Genomic DNA, 16,535 nt, shown 5'->3' with positions numbered 1-16,535 from the left:
GCGGCGACGCGCGACGCGCGTCGGGCAACGCCGCCCCGAACTTCACTCGAGTGCGCCATGCGTGGGCGGCGCGCTGCGCGGATCGATGTGGACGATGAAGAGAAGTGGGTCATCTGGGTTCCTTATTGTGCGGCGGTCGTCGAATCGGCGCGGCAGACGCTCTTGACGGTCTGTATGCCCGACGCGTGCCCGCGACGGTCGACGACGGGGAGCGCGTATGCGATCCGGCAGAACGAGCGGCGGTCGGCGCCCCATCGAACGGTGAGCGTGCCGCTGTCGCCGAGCCCGCGCGCGAAGATCTTGCTCGCCTGGGCGACGACGCCGATTTCCTTGCCGGTTTCGTCCTGCACGGTGGCGCCGAACGGCAACGGCGTGCCGTCGGCCTGCGGCGCCTGAATGAGCGCCGCGCGGCCAGTGTCGGTCGCGAACCGGATCAGCGGCACCGCGCCGGCGCGCGGCGCGATCTGTCGGCTGGTTTCCTTCAGCTCGACGTCCATCGAGATTCCCTTCGGATCGAGCGCGACCGTGTTGAGGCTGTAGGGCGTCAGGTACGGGACGACCGCGAAGCCGTTGCCGTCGACTTTGACGCCTGCCGCGTTCGTGATGCGCGCGCCGGCCGCGCCGGGCGCCTCGACGATCGCGAACGTCTCGGACACCGGCTGCGAGAACGTGATGCCGCCGCGGTGCGCGACGAGCGCGCCGCGCACGCCGAGCGAACCCTGCTGGAAGTCGGTGCTCGCGCCCGCGCTCGCATTGATTTCGGCCATGCGCGCGCGGTACGTGACGTTTGCGCTGCCGTCCGTGGCCGAGCCCGACCCGGACGCGTGGTTCGCGCTGACGCTGTACGACAGCGCGTGATCGTCGCCGAGCGAGCCGGACAGCGTCGACTGCAGCCGGGTGCGGCCGAGCGTGTCGCGCGACACGTTGCCCGAGACGGTCGTCGGGCTCGCGTGGCCGAGCGGGATCGTGACGCTCGCGTAATAGAGCGTGCCCATGTCGCCGCCGGCATTGCGCTGCCGTGTGGCCGTCAGGCTATACGACACGTTGCGGAACTGGTTCGTGTAGCCGATCGAATAGTTGACGTCCGAGCCGGAGCGGTTCCAGTAGTTGACGGTCGAAGCCGTGGCGTTGATGCGTCCGCCGGTCGCGCCGAGGCGCTGCGTGAGCGCAAGCGATGCGCGATGGCGCTGACGCCAGACCGAACTGGCCGGGCGTCCGTCCCGGACGGCATCGCGCGCCTGCATCGCGTCGTTGAGGCCGAAATAGCCGTCGGTCGAATAACGATAGGCGGCCAGCGCGATGTCGGTGCCGGTCGTATCGATGGACTTCGCATAGCTGACGCGCACACTCGAACCGCTGTAGCGCTTCGCGCCGGGAATCGAGGTCATCGCATGCGTCACGTCCGCGCCGAATGCGCCGAACGACGTATTGAGGGCGCTGCCCAGCATCGCGGACGCATAACCGCCGGCGAGCGTGACGCCGCCATAGGCCGTCAGCAGGTTCGTCAGGCCGCGCTGGTACGTGGCCTGTGTGAACAGCGGCTGGCTCGATCCGTACGGATTGCGCAGCGTGCCCGCGACGAAGCTGTAGCGGCCGATGCCCGGCCGCAGCGACATCGGCACGGCGGCGTAAGGCACGGAGAACGAGTGCACGGAGCCGTCGGCCTCGGCGACCGACACCTGCAGGTCGCCGCCATACCCGGTCGGGTACAGGTCGTCGATCTCGAAATTGCCGGGCGCGACCGTCGTCTCGTAGATCGTCACGTCGTTCTGGCGGATCGTGACCTTGGCATTGCTGTTCGCGATGCCGCGCACCACGGGCGCGTAGCCGCGCAGCGAATCGGGCAGCATCCGGTCGTCCGTCGACAGGCGCACGCCGCGGAACTGCGTCGAATCGAACAGTTCGCCCGACGTGTAGCTTTCGCCGACGACGAGTTGCGACGACAGCGACGGCAGGTCGCGCTGCAGATAGGTCGCGATGCCCTGGTAACGGCTCTGCCCGCGCGACGACCACGAATACGAACCTTCGTGCCGAAAGCGCCAGGCGCCGAGATTCACGCCGCCGTTCAGGCCGAGGTAGCCCTGCGTCTGCGCGGTATGGCCGCTGGCCTTCGACGTGTAGAGATTGAAGTTGTAGCCGAGCAGGCCGACGGTTTCGCCGGCGGTCCATTGATCGGGGTTCACGTAGCCGCGCGCCTTGCGCGCGAGCGACGCCTGCGGAATCGAGAGCCGCAGCGTTTGCCGCGCGAAGTCGAACGTCGCGCTGACTTCCGGCACCGCTTGCTCGACGCGCAGGCAGGCGTCGGGGCTCGCAAGCTGCGCGATGACATCCGGCGCGAGCTTGGTGAAATCGATACCGACGCGCTCGAACAGCGTGCGGTCGAAGCATGGCCGCGCGTCGCCCGACTCGGGCGCGGCCGCGAAGCGCACGTCGTAGCGGCCGATCCAGTCGGGGCCGACATGGAGATCCACGGTATACGTGCCGGGCGCCGTCACGTTGCGCTGCGCGAAGCGCGACACGTCGAAATGCTTGCCCAGGCGGTTCTGCAGGAAGGCGCCGTCGAACTCGACTTGCGCGAACGTGCTTGCGGCGGCGGCTTGCGTCGTCGCACGGCCGTCGCTCGACCACGCGCCGACGCAGGCCATCACCAGCAGATGGATCGGCTTGACGCGTGGCAGGTCGGCCGCCCGATGGCATGGCAGTCGAGTCGAGGTCATGAGCAGTACTCCAGATGGTTTCGGATCGAACGGATGCGTTTCGCCGGCGCAGTCGCGTGGGCGTGCGCGTTGCTGCGTGACGAATGTCGAGTCAGGGGATTCCGGGTCCGGGCCGTCCGGTCGAGACGGCGGAAAGGGCGGCGGACGAAAGGAAGGGAAGCGGGCGGCCGCACCCGCGGTGCGCGCGGCCGGCTTCTGCCGCGTTACGGAGCGATGCCGACCGGACGCCTGATGTCGGTCGACCGGCCCCAGTCGTCGATGCTGCCGAACTCGACCGTTGCACCCGCGGCGGGCGCGTCGGCGAGATGCTTGATCGGGAATCGTTGCGTGCTTCGGGGCAGCACATAGCCCATGCCGGCGTCATGCTTGCGGCCCGCGGCATTCAGCAGCACGTTGCCGAAATTGACGACGAACGGCGTCGGGTTGCGGGCCTCGAGCGCGTAGCCGCCATCGGCGCGCACCACGCGCCAGTCGAGCTGGCTGGGCGCATCGTCGGCGCTGCCGGCCAGCCCGGCGGGGCGATACATGATCTTGATGCGGGAGCGGAACGCAAGCTGGATGCGGTTCCGGTTTTCTTCCGCCGACGCTTTCGGCGGCACTTCGAGCACGTTCAGCCAGAACAGCGATTCCCGGTCGGCTGGCAGCGGTTCGCCGGTGTGCACGAGACGCAGCGTCTGGCCATTGCCGGCTTCCATCCGGAAGATCGACGGCGTCAACGTGAACGGCACGTCGATGTGCTCGGGCAACGCGCTGCTGTCGCCGTCGTCGAGCCACGCCTGCACCAACGCCGGACGCTTGCTGTCGTTCGTGAGCTGGATCGTGACCTCGCGCTCGCTGGACGGGAAGATCACGCGCGTGCCGGCGATCACGACGCTTGCGTCGGCTTGCGACGCGAATGCGGTGACGGCCAGGGTCAGCGTACGGAGGAGCTTCAACAGTTTCATGGGCGTGGAGAGTCGGATCGTTGGACGGAAGCGGACGGAAACGGCAGTTCCGTGCCGCGCGGCGTGACGGGGTGGAGATCGCCGGGGCGGCGACCTCCACGCGTGCGTTCTTACTGATAGATCAGCGAGTACTCGACGCGCGAGTTGACGTCGCCGGCCTTCACGGCGCCGGACGCGTAGTACTCGGCGAAGTAGTTCAGCTTCGCGTTGCCTTCGGCGTCGATATCGGCGATTTGAGTGCTCGCAGAGGTTTGAGCGCCGATGGGGATCAGCTTCTGTTGATCGTCCAGCACGTTAATCTGGACGCCTGTCGCGGCCTTGGCGCCCGTGTCGATCGTCAGGCGGCCGCTCGACTGATCGACGTTCGCGCCGTTTTCGAAGATCACGCCGACCTTCACCGGATTTTCGCCGCCGACCGTGCAGCCCTTGAGCGCCAGCGAGAATGCGCTGCGACCGGCGACGGAGCCGACGTCGGTGAGCGCGGTGGTGCTGACCGGCGGCAGCGGGACGGTGAGATCCGATCCGCCATCGACGCTGCAGGTCGATGCAATGACCTTGCCGACGAAGCTGACCGTGCCGTCCGCCGCGTGGGCCGTGGACGAAAAGGCTGCGCCGGCTGCGACGAGGAGAAGCGGGATGGCGCTGTGCTTGATGTTTTTCATGGTTGAAGTCCCAAATAAAGTTCGACGTTCGAAAGCGCGAATTGAATTTAAATTTCAGAATGGCGCGTTTCGGGTCAAATTATGCGGACTTCGTAATGATTTTGTAATGCGACTCGTACGAATCGATAATCCATTTATCTAGTACGCGTACGAAGTTTTTGGTTGACTGCCGCAGGGGCGGTCAGAGGGAAGGGAGGGGGCAGGCAGGGCGGCGCGTATGTGCCCCGTTATCGAAATCGGTCGGGGTACCGATTTCGTGGTCGCGCCGCCCGATATTCGCGCTATCCGCCGTTCGTGGGCGGTCATGCGTTATTCGAAGCGAATTGAAGCGGGAACGGCCGGCCGGCGGAGGGGCGTGGCGGCCGACATGCCGCGTTGCGGACGCGGCATGGCATGCAACGGTCGCGGGATCGGGGCGGCGCGTGTCAGGCCGTGGGCGCGTCGATTGCCGGGTCGAGCCGGCGATACCCTTCGGTCGCGTTCAGCAGCGTGCGCGTGTAGTCGCGTGCGACCTGCCCGGCCCGTACGTCCTCGATCCGCAGTTGCTCGACGATCTCGCCGTGCTGCATCACCGCGACGCGCTGGCACAGGAAGCCGATCACCGCGAGGTTGTGGCTGACGAGGATCATCGTCAGGTTGCGTTCGCGATGCAGGCGGCGCAGCAGGTTCAGGATCTCGGCCTGCACCGACACGTCGAGCGCGGACGTCGGCTCGTCGAGCAGCAGCACGCGCGGCTCGACGATCAGCGCCCGCGCGATCGCCACGCGCTGCCGCTGGCCGCCCGACAACTGGTGCGGATAGCGGAAGCGAAACGCGGGCCCCAGCCCGACTTCGGCAAGCGCGCGGGCGATCCGCGCGTCGGCGTCGCCGATCGCATGGATCGACAGCGGCTCGCGCAGCGTCTGGTCGACCGTGAAGCGCGGATGCAGCGATGCGTACGGATCCTGGAACACCATCTGCACGTGCCGGCGGAACGCGCGTTCGGGCGTGCCGCCCACCGGGCGGCCGTCGATCGACAGACTGCCGCCCGCGAGCGGCACGAGGCCCGTCAGCGCACGCAGCAGCGTCGATTTGCCGGAGCCTGATTCGCCGACGAGCCCGAACACTTCGCCGTCGCGCACCGCGAAGCTCGCGTCTCGCACGGCGTCGACGTGACCCGTGCGGGTCGGGAAACGAATCGAGACGCGATCGACGTCGATCATCGCGAGGCCTCCTGTCGATCGGCGCGCGCGACGGCCGGCGCCGCCGCGTCGAGCCACGCCGGATCGCGCCGTAGCACCGGCAGTTCGTCGGGCGGATTCGCGAGCGGCGGATTCGCCGCCAGCAGCCCGCGCGTATAGGGATGCGTCGCGTCGCGCAGGTCGCGCGCGGCGCAGGTTTCGACCACGCGGCCGGCATACATCACCGCGACGCGGTCGCAGAACGACATCACGAGCGGCAGGTCGTGGCTGATGAACATCAGGCCCGTGTCGTGCCGCGCGATCATCGCGTCGAGCACCGCGAGCACCTGCATCGATACCGCGACGTCGAGCGCGGACGTCGGCTCGTCGGCGATCAGGAGGCGCGGGCCGGTCGACACCATCATCGCGATCATCACGCGCTGGCCCATGCCGCCCGACAGCTCGTGCGGATACGCGTCGGCGACGCGCGCCGGATCGCGGATCTGCACGGCCGCGAGTGCCTCGACGATCCGCTCGCGCAGCGCGCGGCCGCGCAAGCCCGGCTCGTGCCGCCGGAACGCTTCGCCCATCTGCTTCGCGACCGTCATCACCGGGTTCAGCGAATATTTCGGGTCCTGCAGGATCATTCCCATCTGGCTGCCGCACAGGCGCCGGCGCTCGCGCGGCGACATCGCGAGCAGGTCGTGGCCCGCGAAGCGCATCGTGCGGGCCGACCAGCGCGCGGCGTCGGGCAGCAGGCCGAGCAGCGCGCGGCCCGTCAGCGACTTGCCGGAGCCCGACTCGCCGACGATGCCGAGTCGTTCGCCCGGCGCGAGCGTCAGCGACAGGTCGCGCACCGCGTCGGTGACGACGCCGTCGTGCCCGCGAAAGCCGATCTTCAGGCCGTCGATCTCGCAGAGCGGTGCGGCGGCGTGGGCGGAATTCAATGACATGTCACGCTCCATGACGCGGATCGAAGACGTCGCGCAGCCCGTCGCCGAGCAAGTTGAACGCGAGGCTGACGAGCAGGATCGCGATGCCGGGCAGCGTCGCGACCCACCATGCGTCGAGCAGCACGTTGCGGCCCGACGCGACCATGAAGCCCCATTCCGGGCTCGGCGGCTGCGCGCCGAGGCCGAGAAAGCCGAGGCCCGCGACGGTCAGGATGATGCCGGCCATGTCGAGCGTCGCGCGCACGATCACCGACGACATGCACAGCGGCATGATGTAGCGCAGCAGGATGCGCGGGCCCGACGCGCCCTGCAGCCGCGCCGCATGGATGTAGTCGGCCTGCGCGATGCGGATCGTCTCAGCGCGGGCGAGCCGCGCATACGCCGGCCACGCGGTGATCGAGATCGCGACGACCGCGTTGATCACGCCGGGCCCGAGCGCGGCCGCGAACGCGAGCGCGAGCACGATCTTCGGGAACGCGAGCGCGATGTCGGTGATGCGCATCAGCACGCTGTCGACGAAGCCGCCGCAATAGCCGGCCGTCGTGCCGATCAGCAGGCCGATCGGCACGACGATCACGACGACGAGCAGCGCGATGCCGAGCGTCAGGCGCGACCCCGCGATCAGCCGCGAAAGGATATCCCGGCCGAGCTGGTCGGTGCCGAGCCAGTGCGATGCGGAGCCGGGCGGCAGCAGCCGGTCGGGCAGCACCTGGCGCAGCGGATCGTGCGGCATGATCAGCGGGCCGACGATCGCGACGACGATCAGCGCGACCAGGATCGCGAGCCCGAACAGGTTGAGCGGATTCGTGGCGAACCGGCGCCAGCGGCGGTACGCGAGGCCGAACGCGGCCTGCGAGCGCGACGCGGGCGCATCGGAAAGCAGCCACGCGCGCAGGGTGAGACGCTCGGCGTTCATGGTCGGGTGGCCTTCGACATGGGTGGAACAGGACGCAGGATGGAAGCGGTCATATCGAACCGGCCCTCAGCGCGCACGCGGATCGAACACGCGGTACAGCGCGTCGGTCAGCAGGTTGACGGTGATGAACATCGCGCCGATCACGAGCGTCGCGCCGAGCACCGCGTTCATGTCGGCGTTCAGCAGCGCGCCGGTCAGGTACGAGCCGAGCCCCGGCCACGCGAACACGATTTCGGTCAGCACCGAGCCTTCGAGCAGGTTGCTGTACGTGAGCGCGATCACGGTAAGCAGCGGCACCGCGATGTTGCCGAACGCATGCCGCCAGATCACGCGGCGCTCGGACAAGCCCTTCGCGCGCGCGGTGACGATGTATTCCTGGCTCAACTGGTCGAGCATGAACGAGCGCGTCATCCGGCTCAGGTAGGCGACCGAGTAGTAGCCGAGGATCGCGGCCGGCAGCGCGATGTGCGACACCGCGTTGCGGAACACGTCCCACTCGCCGGCGAGCGCCGCGTCGATCAGCAGGCTGCCCGTGCGCGGCTCGACCATCCCGTCGTACACGGGATCGAGCCGGCCCGGGCCGCCGACCCAGTGCAGCCGCGCATAGAACAGCAGCAGCCCCATCAGCCCGAGCCAGAACACCGGCACCGAATTGCCGATCAGCCCGACGAAGCGTGCGATGTGATCGATCGGCCGGTTGTGCTTCACGGCGGCCGCGACGCCGAGCGGCACGCCGATCGCGATGCCGATCAACGTCGCGATCGTCGCGAGTTCGAGCGTGGCCGGAAATACGCGCTTGATGTCGTCGAGCACCGGGTTCGCGGTCAGCAGCGACATGCCGAGATTGCCGTGCAGCACGTCGCGCGCGTAGATCAGGAACTGCGTGACGAGCGGCTTGTCGAGGCCGAGCGCGATGCGCTCGGCCGCGTAGGCTTCGGCGGACGCGCGATCGCCGAGGATCGCGAGCACGGGATCGATCGGCACCTTGCGGCCGATCACGAACGTCAGCGCGAGCAGTCCCGCGAACGTGACGGCGAGCGTGAGCGCCCAGCGCAGCACGCGCAGCGCCCAGCGGACGGCCGGGCGCCGCGCGGGCAGCGTGCGCAGCGCTTCGAGGGAGGAGGCGGGGGTCGACATGCGGCGAATCTTATTGCTTCTTCAGGTTACGGTACGACACGAGATCGTTGATCGGCCCGACTTCGAGCCCGCTCACGCCGGGCCGCGTCGCGACCTGCGCGACTTTCTCGAACATGATCACGAACGGCGAGCGCGCGAGCATCTCCTTCTGCATCGCCTGGTACCGCTGCGCGCGTTGCGCGGCGGTCGGCTCCGCGAGCGCGGCGTCGGTTTCCTTCGTCAGTTGCGGAATGTCCCAGCTGTTGCGCCAGGCCAGCATTTTATAGCTCGACTTGTCGGTGTTGTCCGGATTCCATGCGAAACCTTGCGCGTTGCTGTGCGGGTCGATGTAGTCGGCCGACCATTCGCCGATATAGATGTCGTGCTGGCGTGCGCGGTATTTCGCGAGCGTCTGCTTGTTGTCGCCGGGGATCAACTGCACCTTGACGCCCGCCTGCGCGAAATTCGCCTGCACGGCCTGCGCGATCTCCGTGTACGGATAGTCGTTGCGCACGTCCATCGTCACCGAGAAGCCGTTCGGCACGCCGGCCTTCGCGAGCAGCGCCTTCGCCTTCGCGACGTCGAGCTTGTACGGGTTCGCATTCAGCGTGCCGAGGAAACCTTCGGGCAGGAAAGTCTGGTGCACCTTGTAGGTCGTCTTCACGACGTTGGACTGGATGCCCGAATAGTCGACCAGCCACTTCAGCGCTTCCTGCACGTCGGGCTTCGCGAGCGTCGGGTTCTTCGTGTTCAGGCCGAGATACAGCAGCGTCGCCTGCGGCGACGCCGTTACCTTCGCCTTGCCCGATTTCACGACCGCCGCGAGATCGTCGGGGCTCAGGTCGCGCGCCGCGTCGACGTCGCCGTTTTCCAGCAGCAGGCGCTGGCTCGCGGCTTCGGGCACGTGGCGCAGCACGATGCGCTTCATCGCGAGCGGCAGCCGGTAGCCGTCGAAGCGCTGCAGCACGAGGCTGTCGCTGGGCGACCACTTGACGAGCTTGTAGCCGCCGGAGCCGGCCTCGTTGGTCTTCAGCCACGCGTTGCCGAAGTCGTTGCCCTGCTGGTGCGACAGCAGCAGCTTCTTGTCGAGCACCGACGCGGGCCACGAGCCGAGCACGTTCAGCACGAAGGTCGGCGCGTATTTGTGGTCGGTCGTGATCGAGACCGTCTGGTCGTCGAGCTTCTTCACGTTCGCCGCGACGTTGGCTTTCGTGAGCCCGATGCCGGTCAGCACCGCGGCCGGGCCCTTGTCGAGCAGCACCGTGCGCTGGATCGACCATGCGACGTCGTCGGCCGTCAGCGCGTTGCCCGAGTGGAACTTGAGGCCCGGGCGCAGCTTGAACGTATAGGTCAGCCCGTCGGGGCTCACGGTCCACGATTGCGCGACGTCGCCGTTGAATTTCGACGGATCGCGCAGGTCGACGCGCACGAGCCGGTCGTACGTGTTCGCGACGTATTCCTCCGGCACCAGTTCGTAGACCTCGCCCGGATCGAGCGTCGTGAATTCGTCGAGCAGCGTGGCCATCACGAACATGTCCTTCGGCGTTTCCGCGCGGGCGGCGGAAAGCGGCACGGCGGCGAGCAGGGATGCGGCGGCCAGCGCCGCGACGAGCCGGGAGGTCGGGAAATTCATGGGCGCTTCTCCATCTGTCGTTTGAGTCGTTGAACGTGAACGTGCATGAAAAAGAGGGCGTGCGGCGTCGTCACATCAGGCGCCACGGGCCGCTCGCCGCGTTGTCGATCGGCGACAGCGCGTGCGAATCCGGCAGCTCGTAGTGCCACCACTCGCTGTCGATGTGGGTGAAGCCGGCCGCGTGCATCACGCCGAGCAGCAGCAGCCGGTTGCGTTGCACCGGCTCCGGCAGCCCCGCGTGGAAGTGGCCCGACGCGGCGACCATCTCGTCGAAGCCCGTGCCCATGTCGAGCGGCTCGCCGTTCGCGCCGACGAGCGTCAGGTCGAGTGCGGTGCCGCGGCTGTGGTTCGACCCGCGGCCGAGATCGGCGACGAAGTTCGGGTCGGGCAGGAAATCCCACAGCACCTGCTGCGCCTGCGGCGGCCGGTATGCGTCGTAGAGGCGCAGCGTGAAGCCGGCCTGCGCGGCGATGCCCACGGCGCGGCGCAGCGCGGCTTCGGCCGGCTCGAGCAGCAGACAGTGCGCGGAGCGGTAGATCGGCTTGCCGGTCAGGTTGCGCTCGGTCGCGTAGACGAGATCGATCTCGACGCGATGCGTGGCGGGCGTGATTTCGACGAGACGGTGACGGTTCATCGGCGGTCCGGTTCGCTCAGGATTCGAATTGGTCGAACGTGCGCTGCAATTCGCGGTTGCGCGCGACGCGCCGGTCGATCGCGGGACCGAGGCGGTCGACCACGGCGGTGATCAGCAGGTTGAACAGGCAGGTGAGCGGCGCGAGCGAATCCCAGAACTGGCCGACGTCGGTCTTCACCTGCAATAGGTCGGCCGGCCACTCGCGCGCCCACGGGCAATACAGATCGGTGACGAGCGCGAACGGCTGGCCGCGTTCGGCGGCGGCCTGGCAATAGCGACGTGCGCTGCGCGAATAGGCGCGCGTGTCGGTGACGATGCAGTACGGCCGTTCGAACTCGGAATTCAGCGAATCGACGTACGAGCCCGACTGGCCGTCGGAATAGAACACGCGCGGGCGCAGGTATTCGAGGTAGCTGCTGAACGCGTTGCTGATGCCGCGCGTGGACTGGATCCCGAGGATGAAGACGGCATCGGCATGCGCGATCCGGTCGGCCACCTGCGCGAACACCGGTTCTTCGGCAAGCCGGTACACGTGGCGGATTGCGTCGAGTTCGCGCTCGAGCGAGGCGGCGAGCGTGCCGCGGCTGCGATCGCCGTCGCGCGCGTCGGCGGTGGCGGTTGGGGGCGAGGTGGTGGCGCGGCGGTACTCGTCGAGGCGGTCGGTGATCATCCATGGACGATCGCTGCCGCCGCGCAGTTCGCGTTTCAGATCGTCGAGATTCCGGTAACCGACGCTGCGCAGGAAACGTCCGACCGAAATGCCGCTGGTGCCGGTCTGCTGCGCGATCTGGTCGGCGGTTTCCAGGCCGAGCCGATCGAGGTTCGCAAGCATGTAGCTGGCGATGCGTTTCGCGGTCGGCGTCAGGTCGGCGAAGCGGGATTCGACGGTGTGGGCGAATGCGCAGGTCATCAGGCTGTTAGATCGTTGTCATTTGATGATTCGATGTCATCTATCTGACAAAGCCAAAATCACGCGCGCCAGCGAATAAAAACTATGGGTTTGCGGTGGATGATAGGGGGATGGGCGTGCGTGCAACGGCGGGGCGCAACGCCCGACGTGAAAAATATTTCTGACACGAATATTTTGCGTTTATCTCTAACAGAGATAATTTGCGTTTATGCCTGTCAGAGATATACTGCATGAATCGCATAGAGGGCCCCCGCCGTGAATCTCATCGTCAATACCCCTGCTCAACTGGGCGAGATCCTGTCGTCAGCGCGTCAGGCCAAGGGGCTGACGCAAGCCGAGGCGGCGGCACGCATCGGCGTCGGCCAATCGCGCCTGTCGTCGCTGGAAACGATCCGCACCGAAAGCCTGTCGCTCAAGCAGTTGCTCGAATTGACCGCGCTGTACGGTCTCGAGCTCAGCATCCGCACGAAGGACGGGCGCGACGCTGCCAACGTCGAGTGGTAATCGATGGGGCGCAAATCGCACAGCCGCGCGCTATCGATCTGGGCCAACGGCGTGCGGGTCGGAATCTGGCGGATTCCCGCGCGCGGCGACATGGAACTGCACTACGACGCCGGCTGGAAACAGTCGGATGCCGGCCGCCCGCTGTCGCTGTCGCTGCCGTTCGGCATCGGCCCTGCGCCGTTGCGCGGCGAGCGCGTCAATCACTACTTCGACAATCTGCTGCCCGACAGTGACGCGATTCGGCGTCGGCTTGCGTCCCGGTTCGGCACGGCGACGACCGAGCCGTTCGATCTGCTCGCGGCGCTCGGCCGGGACTGCATCGGCGCGGTGCAGTTGCTCGGCGAGGATGAAACCCCGGCCGGCCATGACCGGATCGACGGTACGCCGTTGTCCGACGACGACGTGGCACGCGTACTCGATCAGGCGAGCGGGGCGGCGGGCGGCGCGCAGGACGATGACGATTTCCGCCTGTCGCTGGCCGGCGCGCAGGAAAAGACCGCGCTGCTGTTTCACGACGGGCGGTGGATGCGTCCGCATGGCGCGACGCCGACCACGCATATCCTCAAGTTGCCGCTCGGGCTGGTCGGCAACAAGCGTGCGGATCTGACGACATCCGTCGAAAACGAGTGGCTGTGCCTCGCGATTCTGCGCGCGTTCGGCTTGCCGACGGCGCAGGCCGACATCCTCCGTTTCGGCGAACACAAGGTGTTGTCGGTCGCGCGCTTCGATCGCGCGCTGCATCGTGACGGCGGATGGCTGTTGCGCTTGCCGCAAGAGGATTTCTGCCAGGCGCTCGGCGTGCCGCCGCATCTGAAATACGAAGCGCAGGGCGGCCCCGGCGTGCCCGATCTGGCCGGCATCCTCCGCCGGTCGGAAACGGCGCAGGCCGACCTCGACACGCTGTTCACCGCGTTGGTGGTGTTCTGGATGCTCGCCGCACCGGACGGGCATGCGAAGAACTTCAGCCTGCGCCTGCTGCCGGGCGGCCGCTTCCGTCTGACGCCGCTCTACGACGTGATGTCGATCTGGCCGGTCGAGGGGGATGGCGCGAACCAGTGGTCGTGGCACAAGGCGAAGCTCGCGATGGCCGTGCACGGCAAGCGCAAGCACTATGCGATGCGCGACATCACGCGCCGCCACTTCACTGCGATGGCGGAGTATTGCCTGCTTGGCGACATCGCTACGCCGATCGTCGAACGACTCATGGCGTCGACGCCGCACGTGATCGAATCGGTCGGCGCGGCGCTGCCGGCCGGCTTTCCGGCGAGGATCGCCGAACGCATTCTCGGCGGATTGCGCTTCGCCGCGCAACGACTTACCGACATGCCGCAGGCGTGACCCGGTCCCGGCCCGGCCGGTCCGGGTACGTGAAAGCCGGCGCATCCGCATTTTCCCGTTCCGGTCGATGGCATGGGGCCGCCATCGACCGGCGCGCATATCGATCCCTTCTTCCCGACATTCATCCTCTGCTGCATCGCAACAATTACAAAATTAAAGCCGATCACATTCAGTCATTAATTCAGGTTAATAATTCATTTAATTTTTAGATGAATATGGATTTAACTTGCGTCACGGGATGTTCGATTTTCGATCATTCGAAAACGGCAGGTATTCCGTAATGGGAATTCTCTCGATGACAGAAATGAAGAGGAAATCATGACGAATCTTTCTCGACGCAGGATGTTGACGAATACGGCCGGCGCCATTGCGGCCGCGGGCATTGCGGTAACGGCGAAGGCCGCTTCGTTCGGTAACCCGGACAGCCCGCCGGAAGGGGCGGTGAATGCCCGCAACCGGCAGAGCCTGACCGACCCGGGGCCTAAAAATCCGGCCATCGCCAATCAATTCCCGTCTTTTCAGGATCCGCCGGCTACCGATATCAACGGGATGCCGTTATTCTGGGCGTCTTTCAATAATGCCCATAAACGCATTCAGAATGGCGGATGGGCGCGCGAAGTGACGCAGGACGATTTCGCGATTTCCGAAACCATTTCCGGCGTCAACATGCGGCTGACGCGCGGCGGCATTCGCGAGATGCACTGGCACCAGCAGGCCGAGTGGGCCATCATGCTCGACGGCCGCTGCCGGATCACTGTGCTCGACGAACTCGGGCGGCCGTCGGTGCAGGACGTCAAAACCGGCGATCTCTGGTATTTCCCGCCCGGCCTGCCGCATTCGCTGCAGGGCCTCGGCAGCGACGGCGCCGAATTCCTGCTCGCCTTCGATAACGGTCGCGCGTCCGAATTCAACACGCTGCTGTTGACCGACTGGATCGCGCATACACCGCCCGACGTGCTCGCGCTGAACTTCGGCGTGCCGGCCGACGCGTTCAGGAACGTGCCGCTCGACAATCTTTGGATCTTCCAGGGCGACGAACCGGGCCCGCTGGCGGATGCGCAGCGCGCGTCGGCCGCGTCGGCCGGTGCGCCGCCGCATCCGTTCGTCTTTTCGCTCGGCGACATGAAGCCGGTCAGGAAGACGCGCGGCGGCGAGGTGCGGATCGCGGACAGCACCAACTTCAACGTGTCGACGACCGTCGCGGCGGCGCTCGTCACCGTGCATCCGGGCGGCATGCGCGAGCTGCACTGGCACCCGAACGCGGACGAATGGCAGTACTACCTGCAAGGCGAGGCGCGGATGACCGTGTTCGACACGGGGCCGAAGGCGCAGACGGCCGACTTCCGCGCGGGCGACGTCGGCTATGTGAAGAAGAGCCTCGGTCACTACGTGCAGAACACCGGCCAGACCGACCTCGTGTTCCTCGAGATCTTCAAGACCGACCGTTATGCGGAGGTGTCGTTGTCCGACTGGCTCGCGCACACGCCGCCGAAGCTCGTCGAAGCGCACCTGAACGTCGCGCCGGACGTGATCGCGCAATTTCCGCGCAATCGTCCCGACGTCGTGCCGCTGTAACGCCGCCGGCGTCCTGCCGTGGCCGGCACGCGGCTTGCTGGTCGTGGCGGGGTGAACCCCGAATCGGTCCTCCTCATTCGAACGGAATACTGACCATGATTCCCGTCCCGAGCAAACCTGCCGGCGGCTTCGCGCTGCCGGGCCGGTCCATCGAGCATACCGACGGCGCGGCGCGCGCCGCGCTGGAAGGGCGCCGCACCGGCGTCGCCGCGCTGCTGCCGTTCGTCGGCCCGGCCGTGATCGCGTCGATCGGCTACATGGACCCCGGCAACTTCGCGACCAACATCCAGGCCGGCGCCGCGTACGGCTACCGGCTGCTGTGGGTCGTGCTGGCCGCGAACGCGATCGCGATGCTGTTCCAGGCGATGTCGGCGAAGCTCGGCATCGTGACCGGCCGCAATCTCGCCGAGCTGTGCCGCGACCGCTTTCCCGCGCCGGTCGTGTGGGGCATGTGGATCGCGTCGGAGATCGCCGCGATGGCGACCGATCTCGCCGAATTCCTCGGCGGCGCGCTCGCGTTCGGGTTGTTGTGCCACCTGTCGCTGTTCGCGGGGATGATCGCGACCGCGTTCGCGACCTGCGCGATCCTCGCGCTCGAAAAACGCGGCTTCCGGCCGCTGGAAGCGGCGATCGCGGCGCTGGTCGGCGTGATCGGCGCGTGCTATCTCGGCGAACTGCTGATCGCGCCGCAGGACTGGCATGCCGCCGCGTTCCATCTGGTGGTCCCGCAGATTCCGGATCATGCGGCGCTGACGATCGCAGTGGGCATCATCGGCGCGACGATCATGCCGCACACGCTGTATCTGCATTCGGGCCTCACGCAGGATCGCACCGCGCCGCGCGACGACGGAGAGCGGCGCCGGCTCGTGCGGTTCTCCAACCGCGAAGTCGTGATCGCGCTGGGGCTCGCCGGGTTCGTGAATCTCGCGATGGTGATGATGGCGTCGTCGGCGTTTCACGCGGCCGCGCCCGGCATGACCGACATCGGCGACGCCTATCACACGCTGATTCCCGTGCTCGGGCCGGCGGCCGGCGCGCTGTTTCTCGTCGCGCTGCTGACCTCCGGCGTGTCGAGCTCGGTGGTCGGCACGATGGCGGGGCAGGTCGTGATGCAGGGCTTCATCCGCCGCCGCATGTCGATCTGGGTGCGGCGCGCGGTGACGATCGCGCCCGCGTTCGTGGTGGTCGCGCTCGGCTGCGACGTCACGCGCGCGATGGTGGTCAGCCAGGTCGTGCTGAGCTTCGTGCTGCCGATGCCGATGATCGCGCTGCTGATGCTGTCGGCACGCACGGACGTGATGGGCGCTTACGCGATGCGGATGCCGCTGCGGATCGTCGCCGGCGCGGCGACGGTCGTGATCGTCGGGCTGAACGCGTACCTGGTATGGGCGGCATTCAATTGAACGGGGACCGGCCGGCAGCTTGCTGCCGCGTGTCCGGCGCTTCGCGCCGCCGCCGGATCGCGTTGCACTG

General features: G+C 67.1%; 14 protein-coding genes. 4 read left to right on the top strand and 10 right to left on the bottom strand.

Annotated features, from left to right (window positions below):
• Window positions 1-122 precede the first annotated feature (122 nt).
• From CFB89_RS23790 to sapR, 10 genes are all read right to left on the bottom strand, one after another.
• Window positions 123-2,717 (bottom strand): fimbria/pilus outer membrane usher protein, encoded by a 2,595-nt coding sequence (locus CFB89_RS23790; protein WP_089470004.1) that lies wholly within the window; start codon window positions 2,715-2,717, stop codon window positions 123-125.
• Window positions 2,718-2,920: 203 nt separating this feature from the next.
• On the bottom strand, window positions 2,921-3,661 hold the full coding sequence (locus CFB89_RS23785) for a molecular chaperone (protein WP_089470003.1): 741 nt from the start codon (window positions 3,659-3,661) through the stop codon (window positions 2,921-2,923).
• A gap of 110 nt (window positions 3,662-3,771) precedes the next feature.
• Window positions 3,772-4,323: a fimbrial protein gene (locus CFB89_RS23780; protein ID WP_089470002.1), complete on the bottom strand. Its 552-nt coding sequence runs from the start codon at window positions 4,321-4,323 to the stop codon at window positions 3,772-3,774.
• A gap of 425 nt (window positions 4,324-4,748) precedes the next feature.
• Entirely contained in the window at window positions 4,749-5,525 is a 777-nt protein-coding gene (locus tag CFB89_RS23775; protein ID WP_089470001.1) for an ABC transporter ATP-binding protein, read from the bottom strand.
• Window positions 5,522-6,436, bottom strand: coding sequence for an ABC transporter ATP-binding protein (locus CFB89_RS23770; protein WP_089470000.1), 915 nt, complete (start codon window positions 6,434-6,436; stop codon window positions 5,522-5,524). The genes CFB89_RS23775 and CFB89_RS23770 overlap by 4 nt, the downstream gene beginning before the upstream one ends.
• Before the next feature lies 1 nt (window position 6,437).
• Window positions 6,438-7,352, bottom strand: a complete 915-nt coding sequence (gene nikC, locus CFB89_RS23765) for a nickel transporter permease (protein ID WP_089469999.1) — start codon at window positions 7,350-7,352, stop codon at window positions 6,438-6,440.
• A 66-nt stretch (window positions 7,353-7,418) separates the two neighbouring features.
• Window positions 7,419-8,489, bottom strand: coding sequence for an ABC transporter permease (locus CFB89_RS23760; RefSeq protein WP_089469998.1), 1,071 nt, complete (start codon window positions 8,487-8,489; stop codon window positions 7,419-7,421).
• Window positions 8,490-8,499: 10 nt separating this feature from the next.
• On the bottom strand, window positions 8,500-10,101 hold the full coding sequence (locus tag CFB89_RS23755) for an ABC transporter substrate-binding protein (RefSeq protein WP_089469997.1): 1,602 nt from the start codon (window positions 10,099-10,101) through the stop codon (window positions 8,500-8,502).
• Between the two features lie 70 nt (window positions 10,102-10,171).
• Entirely contained in the window at window positions 10,172-10,735 is a 564-nt protein-coding gene (ddpX, locus tag CFB89_RS23750) for a D-alanyl-D-alanine dipeptidase (RefSeq protein ID WP_089469996.1), read from the bottom strand.
• A 16-nt stretch (window positions 10,736-10,751) separates the two neighbouring features.
• Window positions 10,752-11,645: a sap1 transcriptional regulator SapR gene (gene sapR, locus CFB89_RS23745; protein WP_089469995.1), complete on the bottom strand. Its 894-nt coding sequence runs from the start codon at window positions 11,643-11,645 to the stop codon at window positions 10,752-10,754.
• Window positions 11,646-11,900: 255 nt separating this feature from the next.
• On the opposite strand from sapR, the gene CFB89_RS23740 reads away from it, so the two are divergent.
• The 4 genes from CFB89_RS23740 to CFB89_RS23725 all read left to right on the top strand — a co-directional run bounded on the left by CFB89_RS23740 (window position 11,901) and on the right by CFB89_RS23725 (window position 16,465).
• Window positions 11,901-12,149, top strand: a complete 249-nt coding sequence (locus tag CFB89_RS23740; RefSeq protein ID WP_050012821.1) for a helix-turn-helix transcriptional regulator — start codon at window positions 11,901-11,903, stop codon at window positions 12,147-12,149.
• 3 nt (window positions 12,150-12,152) lie between these two features.
• Window positions 12,153-13,487 carry a type II toxin-antitoxin system HipA family toxin gene (locus CFB89_RS23735; protein WP_089469994.1) on the top strand — a complete coding sequence of 445 codons (1,335 nt, stop codon included), beginning with the start codon at window positions 12,153-12,155 and terminating at the stop codon, window positions 13,485-13,487.
• A gap of 318 nt (window positions 13,488-13,805) precedes the next feature.
• Entirely contained in the window at window positions 13,806-15,062 is a 1,257-nt protein-coding gene (locus CFB89_RS23730) for an oxalate decarboxylase family bicupin (protein WP_089469993.1), read from the top strand.
• 95 nt (window positions 15,063-15,157) lie between these two features.
• A complete protein-coding gene (locus CFB89_RS23725; RefSeq protein WP_089469992.1) occupies window positions 15,158-16,465 on the top strand; it encodes an Nramp family divalent metal transporter in 1,308 nt (435 codons plus the stop codon).
• Window positions 16,466-16,535 lie beyond the last annotated feature (70 nt).

The organism is Burkholderia sp. AU16741 (assembly GCF_002223345.1).
GTDB lineage: Bacteria > Pseudomonadota > Gammaproteobacteria > Burkholderiales > Burkholderiaceae > Burkholderia > Burkholderia sola.
Note: the sequence above shows the minus strand (reverse complement) of the source record. Positions and strands in the feature narration are given on the sequence as shown.